The organism is Nonomuraea sp. NPDC050451 (assembly GCF_044458585.1).
In genome coordinates, this window is record NZ_JBITHZ010000014.1 from 303,270 (window position 1) to 323,192 (window position 19,923).

A 19,923-nucleotide genomic window follows, 5' to 3' on the forward strand; every position below is an offset into this window, starting at 1 on the left:
GCTCCCGGCGTTGCACGAGGCATCGGGCGGGTGCCCTTTCCTACCATCGGCGGGTGAGCAAGGCGCGTCCCGTCCCAGGCCCCGGCTGGCTGACCCCGTTGGCGTTGCCCGCGTACCTCGTGCGGGGCGAGCATCTCCTCGACCGGGCCTTCGAACGCTACGGCGACGTGTTCGCGTTCTGGTCGCCGGGCATCGGGCGGGTCGCGTTGATGCGCGACCCCGCGCTGATCGGCGAGGTCATGACGGCGCGGCTGGACCCGTTCGAGGGCCGGCCCACGGCCGCGGCGTGGGGGCCGCGCTCGATCTTCGCGCAGCAGGGGGCCGACCACCATCGGATGCGCAAGCTGGTGCTGCCCCTGCTGGGCGGCAGGGCGGTGCAGCGCCACCGCGAGATCGTGGCCGACGTGGCCGGGCGGACGGTGGACGAGTTCCCGGCCGGGATGCCGTTCGAGCTGCTGCCGCTGCTGTGGGAGGCGCTGCTGGAGATCGCGCTGCGCTCGCTGCTCGGGCTGGACCGGCGGCGCCTTGAGGTGTGGCGGCCGCTGGTGCGGGAGCTCCTGAAAGTGGCGCTGACGGAGGAGCTCATGGTCCGCTTCGCCCTGCGCGCGCTGGGCGCCATCCGACTCTGGCCGTCCGCGCAGCGGCTGCGCGCCCGCTGCGCGCGGCTGGTCAGGGGCGAGATCGCCCGCCGCCACGACGGCGACACCGGTGACGACGTCCTGAGCCTGCTGATGGCCTCGCGCACCGCCGAAGGGTGGCGGCTCAACGACGAGGCGCTGGTCGACCAGGTCCTGACCATGCTGCTGGCGGGGCACACCACGACCGCGCTGGGCGTGGCCTGGGCGGTCGAGCGGCTCGTACGGCACCCGTCCGCGCTCCACCGGCTGACCGCGGAGGCCCTGCGCGGCGAGGACGACCGCTTCGCCACCGCGGTCGCCTGCGAGACGCTGCGCCTGCGCCCCTCGACCTCGACCGTGCCGCTGGGCGTGGCGCGCGAACGGCTCACGTTCGGCGGCTACCGGGTCGAACCCGGCACCAACCTGCTGGTGGCGCTGCGGGCGCTGCACCGCCATCCCCGGCACTTCGCCGACCCGTTGGACTTCCGGCCCGAGCGGTTCCTGGAGGGGCGTCCCGCCCCGTACAGCTGGCTGCCGTTCGGGACGGGGCCGCACGTGTGCGTGGGCCGGCACTTCGCGCTGCTGCAGATCTCGACGTTCCTGCACGTCGTGACCCGCCGGGTGATCCTGTCGGCCGCCGATCCACGCGACGAGGGGATGAACCGCGTCGCCATCACCCACCAGCCCGGCCGGGGCTGCACGGTGGTCGCGGTGCCGCGCGGCCCGATCACCCCGCGACCCTCCGGCGGCCGGCCCGATGCCTGACGCCCGCCCGCCGATCACCCCGCATCACGCCCGGCTCCGCGCCGCCCCGCGAGAGCCGGACCAGCCGCCGCCCGGGACGCCCGATCCCGAGGTGATCGTGGCCCGCGCGGGCGAGCGGATCGAACGGCTGCGCGAGGCGTGGCGCGAGCTCCGCTACGAGCGGTTCCTCACGGAGGCCTGGCAGGCCCAGCTCCACCGGTTCGCGACCGCCCTCGACGAGCTGGCCCGCCCCGGTCACCGCCTGGGCGCCGTCGTACTCGAGCTGCTGCGGGAGCACGGGCTCGCGGAGCCCGCGCCGGACGGCCGGTGGCGGCTGACCGGTCCGGCCAGGCCGTACGAGCTGACCCGGAGCCTGCTGCTGAGACACCCGGCCTTCGTCACGGAGGTCGCGCTGAACAGCCGCATGTACCACCACCTGCCGGCGGTCCTGCGCGGCGAACGGGACCCGCTGGAGCTGCTGAGCCGCGACGGCGGCGGCGAGCTGACCCGCCAGCTCTACGACATCGCCCCGCTCTGCCGCTTCGCCAACCAGGTGGCCGGCGCGCTGCTCGACGAGATCGTGGCCGCCTGGCCGCCGGACCGCCCGCTCCGGGTGCTGGAGGTCGGCGCGGGCACGGGCGGCACGACGGCGGCGCTGCTGCCGCGCCTGCCGTCCGATCGCACCCGCTACACCTTCACCGACGTCTGGCCCTTCTTCTGCACCTCTGCCCGCCGCCGCTTCGCCGCCCACGACTTCCTCGACTACCGGCAGCTCGACCTGAACGCCGACCCCGCGGCCCAGGGCTTCGGGGCGGGCGGCTACGACGTGGTGGTCGCCGCCAACGCCCTGCACACCGCCCGGGACCTGGTCCCGGCCCTGCGCCGGATCGGCGACCTGCTCGCCCCCGGCGGCCACCTGCTGGCCGTCGAGACCCACGACGCGCGCCTGCTGATCGGCACCTTCGGCCTGCTGGAGAGCTTCTGGCAGGTCGACGACCGCCACCTGCGCCCGAACGGCCTGCTGCTGTCCCGCGACCGGTGGCCGGCGCTGCTGCGCGAGTGCGGCTTCGCCTATGTGGCGCAGACCGGCGACGACCGGCCGCCTGCCCGTGACGGCTTCTCCGTCCTGCTGGCCTCCCGTCCCCCGGCCACCGGGGCTCGGCGGCGACCGCTTCCCGCGCCCGCCGACGGCACCCGCTGGGTCGTCGCGGCGGAGACGGCGTCCGAGCTGCCGCTCGCCGAGGCGGTAGCCAGGCTGCTGGGCGACCAGGCCGTGGCGGTGGTCGCGGATGGGGATCCGGCTCGCTGGCGCGCGTCGGTGTGCGGCGGCGGGACTGGGAGCGGGCGGGTATGCGTCGTGTTCGTGCTGGCCGAGCATGGCGAATGCGCCGGCACCGGTGACGAGCCGCGCCTGAGGGTGGAGCAGGCCGTCGAGCGGATGGGGGTGCTGCGGGCCGTCGTGGCCGCGTGCGACGAGCTGGCACCGGCCGTCGAGCGCACCCTGTACGTGGTGACCCGGCCCAGCGGCGCGTTGCCCGCTCCGGAGCTGCCCCTCGTGCCCGCCGACGCGGCGATCTGGGGAGCCGCCCGGGCCATCGCCAACGACCGTCCCTGCCTGCACCTGCCCAGGATCAGCCTGCACCGCGAGGGGACGGTCGCCGTGGACGCCCGCCGGCTGGCCCGCGAGCTGCTGGCCGGCTCCGGGGAGAGCGAGGTCGCGCTGACCCCGGGTGGCCGCTTCGTCGCCCGGGAGGTGCCGTACGAGGGCGTCGGCGACGGGGTGCGGCACTACGTCCTGGACCTCGGCCGGTCGGGGCGGCATGGGGAGCCTGCCTGGGCGGAGACCGGCCCTCCACCGCCGCCCGGTCCCGGCATGGTCGCCGTCGAGGTCCGGGCCGCCGGCCTGCCCGATCGCCCGCTCCCGACCACCGGGGACGCCGGGTGGGCGTTCGCCGGGTTGGTCACCGCGGTCGGGGCGGGTGTGCGCGATGTCGGGACCGGCTGCCGGGTGGTCGGGGTGGCGCCGGGCGCGCCGGCTTCCCACCTGATCGCCGACGCCCGGCTCGCCGGCGGGATCCCGGACGGCATGAGCTTCGCCGAGGCCGCCACCCTGCCGATCCCGTTCATCACCCTCGCCCGCCACGAGGCGCGCGGCGGCGCCACGGGGCTCGGGCTGGCGGCGCTGCAGGACGCGTGGCAGCGCGGCACGCCGATCGCCGCCACCGCGCGGACGGCGGCCCAACGCGAGCTCCTGCACGGCCTCGGCGTGCCGGAGGTGCTCGACGGCCCGCGCCCCGAGGACTGCGGGCCGGTGCCGAAGGTCGATCCCGAGGTGTTCCGTGAGGTCATGGAGCGAGTGCACGCGGGTGTTCACCGCCCGCTCCCGCACACCGTCCACCCCGCCGCCCGGGTGCGGGAGGCGGTCGCGTCCATGCGGCACGACCGGCACCTCGGCGCGGTCGTGATCTCCTTCGACCCCCTGGACGGCCCGGTGCCGGTCAGGACGCGGCCGGGGCGGCTCAGGCCGGATCCCGGAGGCACGTACCTCGTGGTGGGTGGTGTGGGCGGGTTCGGGGCCGCGGCCGCGTACCGGCTGGCGGAGCGGGGCGCCCGGCACTTCGCACTGGTCTCGCGCCGGGGCGGCGCCGCGCCGGAGGCGGCCGCCACGGTGGCCGGACTCCGGTCACGGGGCGCGGAGGCGTCCGTCCACGCCGCCGACGTCACCGACCTGGCCGCGATGGCGCCGGTGCTCAAGGAGATCGACGCCGGGGAGCGTCCCCTGCGCGGCGTGGTGCACGCCGCGATGGAGCCGGACTCGGGCGACCTGCTGCGCCTGGACCCCGCGCGGCTGGCCCGGGTGCTGGGCTGCAAGATGGCCGGCGCCCTGGTGCTGGAACGCCTCACCGAGGGGCGGGAGCTGGACCTGTTCTGGCTGTTCTCCTCGGTCAGCGGCACGTACGGAGGCATGCGCCAGTCCGCGTACGCGGCCGCCAACGTCTTCCTGGACGCCCTGGCCCGGCGGCGGCACGCCCGCGGCCTGCCCGGGCACGCCACCGCGTGGGGCACGATCGGCGACGCCGGGTTCGTCGCCCGCCACGGCATCGCGGAGGTGTTCGGCCGCAACGGCTTCCTGCCCATGACGTCCGGGGAGGCGCTGACGGCGGCCGAGGACCTCATCGCGGCAGGCGTCGAGGCCGGCGCCGTGTCCCGCTACGACTGGGACCGCTGCCGGGCCGCCCTGAAGGCCGAAGCAGATGTCGCGACCCGGCTCAGCCCGCTGATCGACTAGTCCAGGGCCGTTCTTGACCGGACACGAAAACTCCGGCGCCGCCCCGGCCTCCCGCGCGGCGACATGCTGGGACCCCCGACGGAAAGGCGAGAACTCTTGTCCGAGGAAGACATCCTGCGGCTCGTGCGCCGGTACTGTGCCGAGATCTACGTCGTCGACCCGGCGGCCGTCACCCCGCAGACCACGTTCGTGGACGATCTCGAGTCCGACAGCATGAGCGTGCTCGAACTGCGGGCGGCGCTGGGCGGTCACGGGCTGGACATCGACCCGTCCGACTTCACGATGGAGATGACCGTCGGCGACGTCGCCCGGCTGGCGCACCGTTCGTACCTCGCGCGGCAAACGGCCGGTTAGCCCGGCCATGCGAGTTGCTGGGACCGTACCGCTGACAGGGTCGGACCGGCTCTTTCTCGGCGAGCTCGGCTCGGCCCGCGACTACCGGCTGCACATCGCCCTCGCGGCGAGGATGCCCGGCCCGGCGCCCGACTCCGGCGAGCTGCGGCGGCTGGTCGCCGAGGCGGCCGCGCGGGCGCCGGTCCTGACCTACCGGCTGGCCCGCGGGGGGTGGGAGCCGGACCCCGCCTTCGACCCGGCCTGCCACGTGGTGGAGTACCGGGTGGCGCCGGGCCGTGACGTGGGCGCGGCCGTGGTGGACGCCGTCAGGGACAACCGGCTGCTGCCCGAGCACCCGCTGTGGAGCCTGATGGTCGTGCACGGGTACGCCGCGGACGAGCACCTGCTGTGCTACCGCGTGCACCACGCCTTCCAGGACGGCGTGGGGGCGGCCCGGATCGCGACGCGGGCCGTGCTGCTGGAAAAGAACGTCCCGGCGCCCGATCGGAACGTGGCGGTGCGGGCACCGGTCACGGCACGGATGCGGCTGCTCGCCACGGTGGCCCGGCTGGCGGCCCCGTCGGCGCGGCTCAGACCGCCCCCGGGCAGGACCGGCGGGGCGGAGGCCGGCGCGCGGACGTTCTTCCTGCGTCTCGACCTCGCCGCGTTCCGCCAGATCGCCGCCGCGACCGGCGCGAGCGTCCCGCAGGTCGGCCTGGCCGTGCTGGCCGGCGCCCTGCGGGCCTGGAACCCGGCTCACTGGCGCAAGGCGGGCCGCCGGGGCACGACCGTCTCCTTCCCGCTCAACCTGAATGGCCGCCTGCGCGACGGCGGCCTGGGCAACGGGGCGACCACCATGCCGGTCATCCTGCCCTGCGCCGAGCCGGCGCCGCGCGAGCGGCTGATCAGGGTCATGGAGGAGACGAGCTTCGAGCGGATGGCCGTTTACCGGCGCGACCGCTACCCCGTCAAGGCCCCGGCGGCGGCCTTCCGGCTGCTCAGGTGGCTCGTGCCGAAGGCGTTCCCGGGCCGGATGACGGTGAGCGTCATCGGGGTGAACCTGCCCCTGGACGGCTGCTTCGCCGTCCCGCCCACGTACGACACCCGCGGAGGGGCCGTGTCGATGGTCTACAGCGACACGACCGTCGTCGTCTCCTGCGTCCTGTCCCCCTCGCTCGCGCACGGCGACCGGCTCCCGCGCCTGATGGAGGAGGCCCTCGACGAGCTGCGGCGCGAGGTCACCCGGTGATCCGGCGGGGTCAGCAGGCGCGCAGGCGGAGGAGGGTGCTGGTGTAGCCGCCCCTGGGCGTCAGCGGCGGCAGGCCGCGGGACATCAGCACCGCGCCGTGGTGCACCGCGCCGGTGTCCTCGTCGCGGTAGCGGCCGTCCGGGTCGAGCCCGGCCGGCCGGAGCGGGGCGATCGGCGTGCCGAACGCGACCGGTCCGTGCCAGGCGAGCACCACCACCCGGTCCTCGTGCACGTACTGCACCCCGTACGGAAGCCGCCACAACCGCCCGAACTGCACGACGGGCCGGATGTCCTTGTAGACCGCCACGAGCTCGGCCGCCTCGGACAGCTCGGCCTCGCTCCAGTGGGCGAGGTCGCCGCCGAGCCCGAGCGCCCCGGCCATCGCCACGTGGAAGCGGAAGCGGAGCGGGACGGCCCGCCCGGTCAGCGGGTTCGGGCTGTCGGTGACCCAGGCGGCCATGGCGCGGGCCGGGTACACCTGGCTGAATCCGCGCTGGATCGCGATGCGGTCGTGGGCGTCGGTGTTGTCGGAGGTCCACACCTGGTCGGTGCGGGCCAGGATGCCCAGGTCCGTACGGCCGCCGCCGCCCGCGCACGCCTCGATGCGCAGGTGCGGATGGTCGGCGCGGAGCCGGTCCATGATCGAGTAGACGGCCCTGACGTGGTCGATCCAGAGCCGGTCCTGGTCCGGGTCGCCGGGCCGGCCCGCCTCGGTGAAGGCGCGGTTGAAGTCCCACTTCAGGAAGTCGACGGCATGCTCGGAGACCAGCTTGTGCAGCCACTTGTGCGCCCAGTCGGCGACGTCGGGCCGGGCGAAGTTCAGCACGAGCTGGTTGCGCAGCAGCGTGCGGGAGCGGCCCGGCATGTTCAGGACCCAGTCGGGGTTGGCGCGGTAGAGGTCGCTGTCGGGGTTGACCATCTCGGGCTCGACCCACAGGCCGAACCGCATGCCGAGCCGGTGCACCTCGTCGATGAGCGGGCTCAGCCCGTCGGGGAAGCGCTCCTCGTTCACCCACCAGTCGCCGAGCCCGGCCCCGTCGCCGGTGCGCCCGCCGAACCAGGCGTCGTCCATCACGAACAGCTCCGCGCCCGCCCGGGCGGCCAGCCGCGCGAGGTCGCGCTGGTTGGCCTCGTTCACGTCGAACCCGACGGCCTCCCAGGCGTTGTAGACGACCGGGCGCAACTCGTCCGGCCGGGGCAGCACGTGTCCGGCGATGTGGTCGTGCCAGCGCCGGCTGGCCTCGCCGTACCCGTCGGGCGCGTACACGCCGGCGAACACCGGCGTCACCCACTCCTCGCCCGCCTCCAGCCGCCAGGTGAGGCCCTCGTGGCCGAACCCGCCGGTCCAGCTCGCCCGCCCGGAGGGCGTGCGGGTGAGCGTGACGCGCCAGCTCCCGCTCCAGGCCAGGGCGCAGCTCCACACCTCGCCGTGCCGCTCGCCCGCGTCGCCGCGGTCGATCATGAGCCAGGGGTTCGCGTGGTGGCTGCTCAGCCCGCGCCTGCTGGTCAGCGTCGTCTCCCCCACCGCCAGTTCGGTACGGCTCAGCGCGTGCTCCGAGCTCCAGCCGCCCGTGACGTGGCTGAGCCGGTAGCCGTCCAGTGCCGGAACGCTCCAGGCCGCCGAGTCGCACCGCAGCACGGTCACCGGCACGTGCGGGCGCAGCACGGTCCAGCGCTCGATCACGTCGCTGTCCTCGTGCACCCGGTAGTGCAGCTCGACCAGGAGCGGGTGGCGGCGGTCGGAGAAGCGCAGCGTCAGGTGACCGCTGTCGATGCCGTCGCCGATGTCGTGGCCGTCGTGCCGCCACTCGATCCCCCGGTCGCCGCCCGGGAGGACGACCTGCAGCGACGGCGTCTCGAACCGCGCCCCCACCTCCGAGACCAGCTCCTCCTCGCCCGCGGTGCTGTCGAAGCTGCTGGCCCCGTACGCGGCGGGGCCGGGGAGGCTGGCGGCCTGCTCCGCGGTCAGCGCGGGGCCCCAGTGCAGGCAGCGGGGGGCGTCGTCGTCCGCGAGGGCGACGACGTAGCTCGTGCCCGGGGTACGCAGCAGCCACCTGCGGCTGGAGGCGTCGAAGGTCACCGATCTCATGACCCGGAGCCTAAGCACGCCCCTGCTCGAATTCAATTCTTGACGAAGTTAATTACTGTTACTATTGCACTCATGCACCCACGGCTCACCTCGACTCCCGCGGCGGCCACCGTGTTCACCATGGTGCTGACGCAGGGGCCGGTCTCCCGGGTGGAGATCGCCAAGCGGAGCGGGTTGTCGTCCGCCGCAGTCACCAAGGCCGCCCGGCCGTTCATCGAGGCGGGCTACCTGGAGGAGCTGGAGGCCACCGAGCGTACGGCACCGGGTGCGGGCCGCCCGGCCAGCCCGCTTTCCATCAGGCCGGAGCGGGAGTTCTTCTGCGGGGTGAAGATCACGCACGAGGAGCTCATCGGCGTGGTCGCCGACCTGCGCGCGCAGCCGCTGGTCTCGGCGCACCGCCCGCTGGCCACGACGTCGGCCGAGGGCGTGGTCTCGGCGCTGGCCGAGCTGGTCGCCGAGCTGCTGGCCACCGACCCGGCCTACGGCGAGCGCTGCCACGCGCTGGGCCTGGCCGTGTCCGGCGACGTCGACAAGGCCCACGGGGTGGTGCGCTACTCCCCTTTCCTGCAGTGGCACCAGGTGCCGCTAGCGCGGCTGGCCGCCGAGGCCACGGGCCTGGTCGTCACGATCGACAACGACGTCAAGTCGCTCACCGTGGCCGAGCAGTGGTTCGGCGACGGGGTGGGCACGTCGTCGTTCGCCCTGGTCACCGTGGGGGTGGGGATAGGGTGCGGGCTGGTGGTCAACGACCGGGTGGTGGCCGGCGCGCACGGGGTGGCCGGGGAGATCGGCCACATCCCCGTCGGGGGTGACGAGCCCGAGTGCCACTGCGGCGGGCGCGGCTGCGTCGAGGCCATCGCCGGCACGGCGCCCCTGCTGGCGGCCGCGCGTGCGGCGTCCGGCGACGCGTCGCTGACCGTGGACGCGGCCATCGACGCCGCCCGCGCGGGCGATCCGGCGGTGCGCGAGGTGTTCGCCCGCGCGGGGCACGCCATCGGGCTGGCCATGGCCGCGATGGCCAACCTCTTCGGGCCGGAGCGGATCATCGTGACCGGCGACGTGCCGGGGCTGGCCTCGTACGACCTGTTCGAGGAGCAGCTCAACCGGTCGTTCGCGGCCCAGGCGTTCGGCGCGGCCGCCGACTGCCGCCTGCTGCTGCGCCCGCGATCGTTCGAGCAGTGGGCCCGCGGCGCCGCCGCGGTCGCCATCCAGCAGCACTTCGCCCTCGAGGGAGCGCCGCTGCCTGGACTGAGGAGCGCAGGGAGCGAAGCGACCGCAGCGACGAGGGAAGGCAGCGGATTCCAGCGACCGAGACGCCTCACGAAGTGAGGCCATGAGCAGGGAGATTGAGTGACCGCAGTGCCCGGCATTTGGCAGCCGCACGATCGAGCGTTCGAGCAGCCGGAGGAGGTGCGGGTCGAGGCGGCGGGGCTCGCGTTCGAGTGCTCGGCGGCGGCGGTGCTCACCTGGACGGCCTCCGAGCCGTCCCCGGGCGTCCTGGAGCTGCGCGTCGTCCCCGACCGGACCGCGGACGTGCGGGTGGCCTGGCGGGTGCCGTGCGTGGACGCGACCGCGTTCTGGGCCGCCGACGGCGGCGAGCACCGGGGGCTGCCGCCGTTCTGGCGCCGCCCCCGCACGGCGGTGCTGGAGAAGAACGCTCCCGTCGGCTGCCTGGTGGGCGCCGGTGACGTGGCGCTGTGCACCTACGCCGCGGGCGAGGTGGTCAGGCCCGTGCGGACGCGCACGGGGGTGGTGGAGGAGACCGGCGAGTTCGGGTTCTGGGTGGAGCACGAGGCCGAGCCGGACGCGGGGCTCGTGCTGCGGCTCGACCTCACCCGGCGGCACTTCGCGACCACGCTGGCCGACGTGGCCGGCTGGTGGCGCGCGCTGCACGGCCCGATCGCCGACGTGCCGGGGGTGGCGCGGATGCCCGCGTACTCGACCTGGTACGCCATGCAGCAGCACGTCAGCGCCGAGAGCGTGGAGCGGCAGGCGGGGCCGGCGGCCGAGCTGGGCTGCGAGGCGATCATCGTGGACGACGGCTGGCACAGCGACGACCGGGGGCGCGGGTACGGCTATGTCGGCGAGTGGGAGCCGTCCCCCACCACGTTCCCCGATATTTCGGGACACGTGGCCAAGGTGCGGGGAGAGGGACTGGCCTACCTGCTCTGGTACGCCCTGCCCTTCGTCGGCCGCCACACGGCGCTCTGGGAGCGCGTGCGGGGGTACACGCTGGCGTACAAGGAGCACATGAACGCCGCTGTCGTCGACCCCCGCTACCCGCACGTCCGCGACCTGATCGCCGGCCACCTCACCCGGGCGGTCACGGAATGGGGCATGGACGGCCTCAAGATCGACTTCATCGACCAGTTCGCCGTGGAGGACCCGCCCGAGCCCGGTCCCGAGGCCGACTGCCGGACGGTGAACGAGGGCGTGCGCCGGCTCCTGGCGCAGCTGCCGCGCGACTGCCTGGTCGAGCTGCGGCAGCCGTACGTGAGCCCGGGCCTTTGGCCGTACGCCACGATGGTGCGCGCCTCCGACTGCCCGCTCAGCCCGGCGCACAACCGGCAGCGCACGGTGGACCTGCGGCTGATCGCGGGACCCCTGGCCGTGCACGCGGACATGCTGATGTGGCACCCCGGCGAGCGGCCCGAACACGTCGCCACACAGCTCGTCAACGTGCTCTTCTCGGTGCCGCAGATCTCGGTGGACCTGACCGCGCAGACGCCCGAGCAGGGCGAGGTGCTGCGGTTCTGGCTGGGCTTCTTCCGGGAGCACGCCGAGGTGCTGCAGCGCGGCTCCTTCGAGCCCGCCCGGCCCGACCTGGCCTATCCGCAGGTGACGGCGCGCTCGGGCGACACGGTGATCACGGCCCGCTACGCGCCGATGCCGGTGGCCGCACCCGCCACCGGCACGCTCTGGCTGGCCAACGGCGACGCCTCCACCGACGTGCTGCTGCGAGTGCCCGACTCGGGTACGGCCCATGCCACGATCCTCGACTGCCGCGGCCGCACCGTCACCGAGGGCAACCTGCCCCTGCGCCCCGGCATCGCCCAGGTCAACGTCCCCGAGGGCGGCCTCCTCCGCCTGACCCGCTGACGCCGCCCCCGCCTTCTTGCGAACCGAGCACGCCCGCCGCTCTCTTGAGGGGCCGAGGGGGCTCGGAGCGCCCGCCCCCCTGGGCGACCGATGCGGCAGCGCAGGGCCGCCAACCGGGCAAGGGGGGCGACAAGGGGGCGCGGCGGCACGATGCCCGCGACGAGCACAGCGGATCGGCGACCAGGGGCGGCCATCGCCCATCGCGTTTCCGCAGGAACGATCGTCCCGAAAAGCTTGCCCTGCCCGGCGTCACCGGCCAGGCGGAGGAGTTCATCCGCCTCGCCCGCTGACCGGGCGATGAGGTCGTCCTCGACCTGACCGGGATCCCGTTCATGGACTGCAGCGGGCTGACGATGCTCTGGCGTCTGCACCAGGACGCAGGATGCGACGGCGGCGCGCTCCGCCTGGTCGCGCTGCAGCCCGAGCCCGCCCGGGTGCTTCGCCTTACCGGCGCGGGGCTTGAGCAGCAACCGAACTGTCAGTGGCGTCAGCGAACCGCCGAGAGCTGGCCATGTCGGTGGAAACGAGAGCCGAATGTCCCGCTTTTCCGGGAGCCGCTTCAGATGCTTCTGAGCTGCGCGCATGTCGCTTAGTTCGGAAGCCGCTCGGCCGGCCTGCGTGAGGGGTGGGGAAACACCAGCCCGTGTCTCGGTCGATAGCGAGCGGGTGGGTGTTCAGCGACAGTGATGCTGCGCCGGGCTCAGCATCGGCGGTCGGTCACGGTTCAGGCGCCAGTGAAATCCAGGCTGGAGGTGATGACGACGTCGGCGTGGCGGGCGACCCAGGTGACCAGAGGCATGGGTGGTCGACGAGGTCGACGTCCAGCGGGGTGAGGGCGTATTCGACGCGGGGCGGGGCCTTGGGGTGGGAGGTACCGCCCTGGCCGGTGTTCATCGACGTGCCAGACGGGTGGACCGTGGTGCACCTGGAGGACACCCGTGAGGTCTGCCTGGAGTACATCGAGGCCGACTGGACGGACATGCGGCCGCTGAGCCCGCGCGCCGGTCCGGACTTGATCTCTGTTGGCCGTCATCTTTGGTTGACGTAGGCCGGTCGTCAACCTAGGATGACGGCATGGAGCCCGACCGCATCGCAGTGCTCGCCCAGGCGGTGAACGCCGACGACGCGATCAGCTCGCTCGCGGCCATCGCCGAGCTCCGCCGTGAGATGGCGCGCCTGGAGGCGGTGGCGGTCCGCCGAGCCCGTGCCCAGGGCAACAGCTGGACGGAGATCGCCGCCACTTTGGGCATCAGCAAGCAGGCGGTGCACAAGAAGTACGGCGGCCGGGGCCTGTTCCGCAGCCAGGAATAGCCCGCCCACACACCCGACACACCGGACGTCAGCGATCGCGACTTGACGTTCCGATACATGCTGCCCGGAAACGGTTTGGGCGGCCGGCGAGGAGGACGAACAATGGCGGCGCCATCAGTGACACGAGAAGCTCTCGCGGTCGCGGTGACGGCCAATCTGCCGGTCATCCTTTGGGGTGCGCCGGGTACCGGCAAGACGTCCGCGGTGACCGCGCTCGGCGCGGCCGTCGGCCTGCCGGTGGAGGTGGTGGTCGGCTCGATCCGCGAGCCCAGCGACTTCTCCGGGCTGCCGGTGCTGCGTGACGGCAGCACCTGGTTCGCGCCGCCGCGATGGGCCGAGCGGCTCGCCGCCGAGGACGGCGGACTGCTGTTCCTCGACGAGCTGACCACCGCGCCGCCGGCCGTGCAGGCCGCCATGCTGCGGGTGGTGCTGGAGCGCACGGTCGGTGACCTGGTGCTGCCGGACGAGGTGAGGATCGTGGCCGCGGCCAACCCGCCAGAACAGGCCGCCGACGGCTGGGACCTGTCCGCACCGCTGGCCAACCGGCTCATCCACCTGAACTGGACGGTGTCGGCCGAGGACATCGCCGAGGGTTTCGTCGGCGGGTTCCCCGTGCCGGAGTTCGACGTGAAGGACACGGCCGGGCCCGCCGAGGTGGCCGGCGCGCGGGCGCTGGTCGGGGCGTTCCTGCGGGTACGGCCGGAACTCGTGCTGGCGGTGCCCGACAGTCCCGACCGGGCGGGCCGCGGCTGGCCCAGCCCGCGTAGCTGGGAGATGGCTGCACGGGCGGTCGCCGCGTGCGAGCACATGGGTGCCGGCGAGCCGGTCATGGCCGAGCTGGTGCTCGGCGCGGTCGGTGAGGCGGCCGGGTTCGAGCTGCTTTCCTGGCGCCGCAACCTTGACCTGCCCGACCCGAAGACCCTGCTGAACGACCCCCAGGCCCGCCTGCCCGAACGCCTCGACCGGCTGCATGCCCTGCTCGGCGCGGTGGTGGCGTACGTGCACTCGGACGGCACGGCCGACACGTGGGAGCGGGCGTGGGCGGTGGTGGCCCGGGTCGCGCGCACCGCGCCGGACGTGGCGGCGGCCGCGGCCCGGTCGCTGGCCCGCTCCCGGCCCGAGGGCGCGCCCCTGCCCAAGTCGATGCTCGAACTCGCGCCGGTGCTGCGCTCGGCGGGGCTCATGCGATGAGCGCCGACGGCCCCCGCGCCCCCGCCTACGAAGAGGCGGTGCGCGCCCGGATCGCCGCCGCGCGGCTGTGGGCGGCGCACCAGGCGCCGTACCTCGCCTCGGCCGTCTTCGCCCTCAACCCGGTCATCCTGGAACCGGCCCGGGACGAGGACACCGGCGTGCCCGTCGCCGATCCTGACTTCCGCGCCTTTCCCGCCGACACCCGGTGGAGCCTGTACGTGGAACCGGGCACCGCGCTGGCCACCCCGGTCGAGGAGGTCGGCTGGTGGATGCTGCACCAGGTGGGCCACCTGGTGCGCGGCCACGCGGCCCGCTCGCCGGTGCGGCCGGAAGCGGGCCAGGAGGTGAGCCACGCTGCGGGCGCGGTCCTCGACGAGGAGGCCCACCGCTGGAACCAGGCCGCCGACGCCGAGATCAACGACGATCTGGAGGCCGAGGACCTGCGCGGCCCGGCGGGCGTGGTGTCGCCCGCCGAGCTGGGCCTTCCGGCCAACCGCACCGCCGAGGAGTACGTGCCGATGCTCGAGGTGCTGGCCCAGGCCATGGGCCGCGGCGGGCGGGCACTAGCCGAGGCGATCGACTGCGGCAGCGCCGTGGACGGGCAGGAGCGCACCTACGAGGACAGCGGCTCCGGCGACGGGCTCACCCAGCTCGACCGGGAACTGCTCGAACGCTCCATCGCGGCCGACATCCAGGACAGGATCAGCGCGCGCAGCGAGGTGCCGTCGGGGTGGCGCCGCTGGGCCGAGGAGCGCCTGCGTCCCTCGGTGAACTGGCGGGCCCGCCTGGGCGCGATGATCCGGCGCGGGGTGAGCACGGTGGCCGGGCAGGTCGACTTCAGCTATCGCCGCCCGTCGCGCCGCGTCGGCGCCTACACCGACATCGTGCCGCCGTCGATGGTGCGCGCGGTCCCAGATACCGTACTGGTGATCGACACCTCAGGCAGCGTCACCAACGACGTGCTGAACCGGCTGCTCGCCGAAGTGACCGGGATCATCGAGGGCGTGGCCGGTCCGAACCGGCGGCTGCGGGCGTTCTGCTGCGACGTCCACCCCCACGCGGTCCAGGTGGTGCGCCGGGCGAGCGACATCGAGCTCGTCGGTGGCGGCGGCACCGACATGCGGGCCGGCATCGCCGCGGCGATGGCCCTGCGGCCCCGGCCCGACCTGGTCATCGTGCTGACCGACGGTGAGACGCCGTGGCCGGAGCAGCGCCCTCCGGCGCATGTGGTGGTCTGCCTGATCGGCGACGGCGGGCACGCGCCCGAGTGGGCGTCCGTGGCCCGCGTCCCGGCGGACCCGCCGCGGCGGGTGCCGGCGAAAGGAGAGTCATGACCACGGGCTACGCCGACGAGCCGAGCCCCGAGCCGCTGCACGAGTGGCGGGAACGCGGTTTCACCATCGCCGACGCCCGGCAGTGGATCGAGGAGGGCTTCTCGATCAACGACGCCGAGCGGTGGCGCAAGGCCGGCGTCTACACCGCCGCCGACGCGCGGCCCTGGCGCACCGCCGGAGCCACCCCGTACACCGTGGATCTGTGGCTGCGGGCCGGCATGACCCCACGGGACGCGGTGCAGTGGCGCGAACTGGGCTACTCCCCCCAGGAGGCCGCCGACCGGCACCTCGCCGGGGAACGCCCGCACCCGCGGGGCCGGCTGTGGCGGCTGCTGCACCGGGGCGAGAAGCCGGGCGAGGCGTTCGCCGACGAGGAACGCCCCGGCAGCATGCGGGAGCTGCTGCGGGCGGGCGTCCCAGCGAGCCGGGCGCGCGCCTACGTGGAGGCGGGCTGGACCGACGGCGCCGCGGTGGAGTGGGCGAAACGCGGCATCGAGGCGGGACAGGCGCGGGTCTTCGACGCGCTCGGCCTGTCCGCCCGCGAGGCCGAACGGGTGCTCGTCTCGGGGCAGGACGCTACTTCCCTGATGACTGAGTTCTGGCGCGCCGGGGTGCCGATCGACGAGGTGGCGGCCTGGCGTGCGGCGGGTTTCACCGCCCAGGAGACGGCCCGGATGCGGGCCGAGGGCACCGACGTCGAGCAGGCCAAGGTGCTGCGGGCCTTGACCGAGGGCGACGATTCCTGACCGAGAGGGGCGAGAAGCATGAGCTGATCCAAAGCCGCGATCCTCGCCGAGGGGCTACGCAAGAGCTATGGCGGGCGACCGCGCTGGACGGCCTGGATCTCGCGGTGCCGACAACGCGCAGGTTCACGCCGGCAAGTGTTCGCGCCGCAACGTCTGCCGCTTCCCAGCTCGGCTCGGCGGGCGTCAGGTACAAACGGACCCTGCCCTGCTGAACGAACAGACACGCACGACCGGGCTGGGGATCCTGGCCGGGCTCATCATCGTTTTCCCGGACGGTGAACCCGACGTGCGTGAGTGCCTTTTCGGCCTTGTCCCGCATCTGCTGCACGTCCACGCTGGCGCTCCTACGAGTCGAAAACGAGGCCCTGATCGTCCACGATGCCCCGGTGAACCACGGGTGGCGTCGAGATCGCGCCGCCGGGCTGAGTGGACTGGCAATGCTTATCTGCGGTTTGGCCAAACTGATTGATGCCCTGGCCAGTTCTGCCGTGGGTCATCTTTTGGGCTCGCGCGGCCACCGCTGCAACTCAGGGACGGCGGTGAGCACCTCGGTCAGTGCCAGAACAGGCCGACAGCCACTGCGCCTCCGAAGCGCTCGCCCGCCCGCCAGGTTTGCCCCACCAGCGCCGGATTCCCCTCGCTCTCCTGAGCGGGAACCTTCGCCGCGGTTCCCGGGACACGGTCCGCATCCGCATCACCGCTGTGTGAGCTCGTTCTCCAGCAGACGGGCGATCGGCCATGCTCCGGGGGAGGAGTTGGAGATCACGGTGTGCGTCAGCTGCGCCTGGGGCCGGTGAACGCTGCGGAACGAGACGCCGGCGTCGTATCCCGAAAGCATCACCGCGTCTTTCGATCCTGGCGATTCGGGGAGCCAGAAGCCGAGGCCGTAGCGCCTGGACTGCGACGGCACATGGCTGCGCGGCCGCAGCATTTCCCCCACCCAGCTCGATGACACGATCTTCCCGCCGAACAGGGCACGCCAGAAGGAACCGACGTCCCGCACGGTGGAGTAGATCCCGCCGTCGCCGCTGCCGCGCACTGGCAGGTGGAGCACGTTGGTCCTCGATGTGCCCTCGATGGGCAGGTAGCCGACAGCGGTGCGGCCCGGTAGTTCGTCCGAGCGCAGGAACTCGGTGTCGTGCATGCCTGCGGGCTCGCAGACCCGGTGACGTACCAGGTCGTGGAAGGACCGGCCGTCGACGCGTTCTGCGATCAGCGCGAGTACCACGTAGCCGGAGTTGTTGTACGAGAAGCGCTCGCCGGGGGCGAACTTGCTGGGATGCCCGTCAAGCACCGCCAGGTACTGTTCGGTGGTGGCCAGCGCGTGCACGGGGATCGGCAGCACATGGTCGGTGATCTCGTGCCCGGCGTTCTCGTCGAAGTAGTCGCCGATGCCAGACCGGTGGGCCAGCAGGTGCTCGACGGTGACGCCGTCGTCGATGAGCGGGAGATCCTCGCCGAGTACCGAACGGGCGGTTGTGGACAGCTCGAGCACGCCCTGTTCGATCAGGCTGACGACCGCGAGCGCGGTCAGCCCCTTGGTGCCGCTGGCGATCGCGAACCGGGTGTCGACCGTGTTGGCGATCTTGTGAGCGCGGTGGGCCAGGCCGTACGCCTTGGCGAACTCGTTCTCGCCACCGCGATCCACCGACACCACACCGGCGAACCCGGTCGCGTGGGCTATCGCGTCGACCACGTCTTCCAGAGGGGACATGTGAACCCTTTCAGAGTGGCAGCTTGATCAGATATCGATAACGGCTGTCCGCCGGCTCCTCAACCCGGGCCTGGAGAAGGGGCTTGTCGCCCCAATCCATGCCTGTCCAAGTCCACTGCGTCTACTCGCGATCCATCCGCGTCGCTGACATAACTATGAGTAATTGATCATCGAGAGTGCGCCAGAGCCCACTCTCGTGGCAATTGGCACAAACAGGCGCCGTCCGGGCCTATCCCTCCATCCCCCGGCGCGCCCAGGGGGAGATCCGGCTGCCTCGACATGGCGAAGGCCTCCCGTGCGTCGTTCGGCGCGGGAGGCCTTCGGAAGGGAGGGATCGTCAGCGTGAGGGCGCGGCGTCCGCGGCGGCGGGCGGGTCGTCGCTCTCCAGCGCCCGGTAAACGGCCTCGGGGAACATCGGCACAGCGGTTGACGCTAAGCCGGTGATCTTGTTCAGTCCGGAACTCCTAGGCCGGTGACGCGGTTCTCGTACTCGCGCCGGGCTTTGCGCTGGGCAGGGACGGTAGGGACACCCTGGCCGCCGTCGAGCGGTTGGCAGCGGGCGAGTAGCTGGCGGTGGACCCCTGGCACGGCCGTGATGCGCGGGCTGTAGCCCTGGCCGCGCCGTACGGTCACCCCTTGGTCGAGCGCGGCCCGCTCGGCGGGCTCCAGGTCGGACGCGCGGAGGAAGTCCGCGACCTTGCCCGGCATGTCGAGGGTGACCGGCAGCTCCGGAGCGGGGATGTCCTCCTGCGAGATGGTGTTGTGGTCGGGCATGAGGTCGGCGACCGCCGTGCGGATCGCGCCGCGGCTGACGCCGTGGTCGCGGGCGCCGGGTTCGGTAGCGGCCGCCCAGGTGAATTCTGTGCTCGTGTGGCCTGGTCAGCCCCGGTCGACACGGACGAACACGCCCTTGGAGGGCACGTGGTTCTGGGTACACGCGAACAGCAAGTAGTAGCCGGGAACGGCGACGGCCTGCACAGGGATCTTGGCGGCGTAGCGGCCGGGGCCAGTCGATTCGGCGATCAGCCCCAGGTAACGCTGGTCACTGTTGAATGCATGCGTGGCACTGCCGCAGCGTACGAGCGCGAGCCAAGTGATCGGTTCCGTTCCACGGACGTCGACCTGAAGTGTGTTTCCCGGGCGAACGCTCTTAGGGACGTGGAGGATGCGGGGGCGGGGCCGGCATGCGTACCAGGGTTCATAGATCTCCAACTCGAGTCGAGGGACGTCCTCACCACCGGGGCTGGAGGTCTTGTTTCCGCCGCCGGTGAACACGCGGCCGTCCGGCATCAGGAGGGCGGTCGAGTGGTAGTTGCGGGGGATCCTGGCCCTGGCGAATGGTTGCTGATCCCACGTCCGGCCTGCGGCGGTGCGCACCGGGCGTTGCTCGAGATGGTCTGTTTCAGGATGCCTTTCGGTCGGCGGGCTTCTCGATCTCGGTGGTCACCCGTGCCCCTCGGAAGAGCACCGGGAGCCACAGGAGACATGCCAGCAGGGGGACCGCGGCGTAGGTGGCCATGCCCACACTGGAGCCCAGCCCGTCCATGAGCGCGCCGAGGACGAGATAGCCGATGCCGATGAGCGCCGACTCCACGAATGCGATCATCGACAGCAGGCTCGCCCGGTGGCGCGACGGCACTGCCTCGTTGAACACGTTGTCCACGATCACGGCGGTGATCTCGGGAATCCCGACCAGGACCAGGAACGCGGCGATGGTGACCCACACAAGGCCGAGGCCGCTCAGGCCGAGTGCCGCGGCGAGCGTCAGGAGAGACACCGGGACTATGACCCGATACCCGATGCGCCGGTCCGCGCGGTCCGACAGCAGCGGAGTGAGCCCGCCAGCGAAGAATCCCGCCGATATGACCACGCTGACCAATGCGGTGCCCGCTCCCTGATCGGAGAGGGTCTTCTGCGTAAAAATGATGTACGGCGTCAAAGTCGCATGCATCAATCCGGACACCACGACAAGCGTCACGAGCGCCGGCGTGGCGACCCGGAGCATAGCGCGCCATGCTGTGGCGTCGCCGTGCTCCTCCTCGGCTCCGTCCTGCTCGTCCACCGCGTCCGCGCCGCGGATCTCGGGCACCCGTGACATCAGCACCACCACGGCTAGGAGCTGTTTAGAGTTCGGATCATGTGGTTGAGGTGAGGAGTCTTAACCACATGATCGAGCCTCGGAGGTAGAGTCCGGCCTCGTAGCTTTC

General features: G+C 72.9%; 16 protein-coding genes and 1 pseudogene. 12 read left to right on the forward strand and 5 right to left on the reverse strand.

What is annotated here, in order from left to right:
• Nucleotides 1-53 precede the first annotated feature (53 nt).
• The 4 genes from ACIBI9_RS36485 (at nt 54) to ACIBI9_RS36500 (ending at nt 6,232) form a co-directional block, all read left to right on the forward strand.
• Nucleotides 54-1,382: a cytochrome P450 gene (locus ACIBI9_RS36485; RefSeq protein WP_397228975.1), complete on the forward strand. Its 1,329-nt coding sequence runs from the start codon at nt 54-56 to the stop codon at nt 1,380-1,382.
• On the forward strand, nt 1,375-4,650 hold the full coding sequence (locus tag ACIBI9_RS36490) for an SDR family NAD(P)-dependent oxidoreductase (RefSeq protein WP_397228977.1): 3,276 nt from the start codon (nt 1,375-1,377) through the stop codon (nt 4,648-4,650). Before ACIBI9_RS36485 ends, ACIBI9_RS36490 begins: the two co-directional genes overlap by 8 nt.
• 96 nt (nt 4,651-4,746) lie before the next feature.
• Nucleotides 4,747-5,004, forward strand: a complete 258-nt coding sequence (locus tag ACIBI9_RS36495) for an acyl carrier protein (RefSeq protein WP_397228979.1) — start codon at nt 4,747-4,749, stop codon at nt 5,002-5,004.
• 7 nt (nt 5,005-5,011) lie between these two features.
• Nucleotides 5,012-6,232, forward strand: a complete 1,221-nt coding sequence (locus ACIBI9_RS36500; protein ID WP_397228981.1) for a wax ester/triacylglycerol synthase domain-containing protein — start codon at nt 5,012-5,014, stop codon at nt 6,230-6,232.
• Between the two features lie 10 nt (nt 6,233-6,242).
• Here the strand turns inward: ACIBI9_RS36500 and ACIBI9_RS36505 are convergent, their stop codons facing one another.
• Entirely contained in the window at nt 6,243-8,321 is a 2,079-nt protein-coding gene (locus ACIBI9_RS36505; protein WP_397228983.1) for an alpha-galactosidase, read from the reverse strand.
• A gap of 72 nt (nt 8,322-8,393) precedes the next feature.
• Here ACIBI9_RS36505 and ACIBI9_RS36510 point away from each other — a divergent pair, with 72 nt between their 5' ends.
• From ACIBI9_RS36510 to ACIBI9_RS36545, 8 genes and pseudogenes are all read left to right on the forward strand, one after another.
• Nucleotides 8,394-9,650 carry an ROK family protein gene (locus ACIBI9_RS36510; RefSeq protein ID WP_397228985.1) on the forward strand — a complete coding sequence of 419 codons (1,257 nt, stop codon included), beginning with the start codon at nt 8,394-8,396 and terminating at the stop codon, nt 9,648-9,650.
• Nucleotides 9,651-9,671: 21 nt separating this feature from the next.
• The gene (locus ACIBI9_RS36515; RefSeq protein WP_397228987.1) at nt 9,672-11,420 is read left to right on the forward strand and encodes a glycoside hydrolase family 36 protein; all 1,749 of its coding nucleotides are present in this window, start codon (nt 9,672-9,674) and stop codon (nt 11,418-11,420) included.
• Nucleotides 11,421-11,722: 302 nt separating this feature from the next.
• Nucleotides 11,723-12,013 (forward strand): annotated as a pseudogene (locus ACIBI9_RS36520) (STAS domain-containing protein); the annotation flags it as partial.
• 293 nt (nt 12,014-12,306) lie between these two features.
• On the forward strand, nt 12,307-12,468 hold the full coding sequence (locus ACIBI9_RS36525) for an MbtH family NRPS accessory protein (RefSeq protein ID WP_397228989.1): 162 nt from the start codon (nt 12,307-12,309) through the stop codon (nt 12,466-12,468).
• 26 nt (nt 12,469-12,494) lie between these two features.
• Entirely contained in the window at nt 12,495-12,731 is a 237-nt protein-coding gene (locus tag ACIBI9_RS36530; RefSeq protein ID WP_397228991.1) for a hypothetical protein, read from the forward strand.
• 117 nt (nt 12,732-12,848) lie between these two features.
• Complete coding sequence (locus ACIBI9_RS36535; RefSeq protein ID WP_397228993.1) at nt 12,849-13,922, forward strand: AAA family ATPase; 1,074 nt, start codon at nt 12,849-12,851, stop codon at nt 13,920-13,922.
• Nucleotides 13,919-15,256: a VWA-like domain-containing protein gene (locus ACIBI9_RS36540; protein ID WP_397228995.1), complete on the forward strand. Its 1,338-nt coding sequence runs from the start codon at nt 13,919-13,921 to the stop codon at nt 15,254-15,256. The genes ACIBI9_RS36535 and ACIBI9_RS36540 overlap by 4 nt, the downstream gene beginning before the upstream one ends.
• The gene (locus tag ACIBI9_RS36545; protein WP_397228997.1) at nt 15,253-16,002 is read left to right on the forward strand and encodes a hypothetical protein; all 750 of its coding nucleotides are present in this window, start codon (nt 15,253-15,255) and stop codon (nt 16,000-16,002) included. Before ACIBI9_RS36540 ends, ACIBI9_RS36545 begins: the two co-directional genes overlap by 4 nt.
• Before the next feature lie 694 nt (nt 16,003-16,696).
• Here the strand turns inward: ACIBI9_RS36545 and ACIBI9_RS36550 are convergent.
• The 4 genes from ACIBI9_RS36550 to ACIBI9_RS36565 form a co-directional block, all read right to left on the reverse strand.
• The gene (locus tag ACIBI9_RS36550; RefSeq protein ID WP_397228999.1) at nt 16,697-17,716 is read right to left on the reverse strand and encodes a serine hydrolase domain-containing protein; all 1,020 of its coding nucleotides are present in this window, start codon (nt 17,714-17,716) and stop codon (nt 16,697-16,699) included.
• A 450-nt stretch (nt 17,717-18,166) separates the two neighbouring features.
• Nucleotides 18,167-18,490: a hypothetical protein gene (locus tag ACIBI9_RS36555; RefSeq protein ID WP_397229001.1), complete on the reverse strand. Its 324-nt coding sequence runs from the start codon at nt 18,488-18,490 to the stop codon at nt 18,167-18,169.
• 105 nt (nt 18,491-18,595) lie between these two features.
• Nucleotides 18,596-19,093 (reverse strand): galactose oxidase early set domain-containing protein, encoded by a 498-nt coding sequence (locus ACIBI9_RS36560; RefSeq protein WP_397229003.1) that lies wholly within the window; start codon nt 19,091-19,093, stop codon nt 18,596-18,598.
• A gap of 25 nt (nt 19,094-19,118) precedes the next feature.
• Nucleotides 19,119-19,778: an MFS transporter gene (locus ACIBI9_RS36565; protein WP_397229005.1), complete on the reverse strand. Its 660-nt coding sequence runs from the start codon at nt 19,776-19,778 to the stop codon at nt 19,119-19,121.
• Nucleotides 19,779-19,923 lie beyond the last annotated feature (145 nt).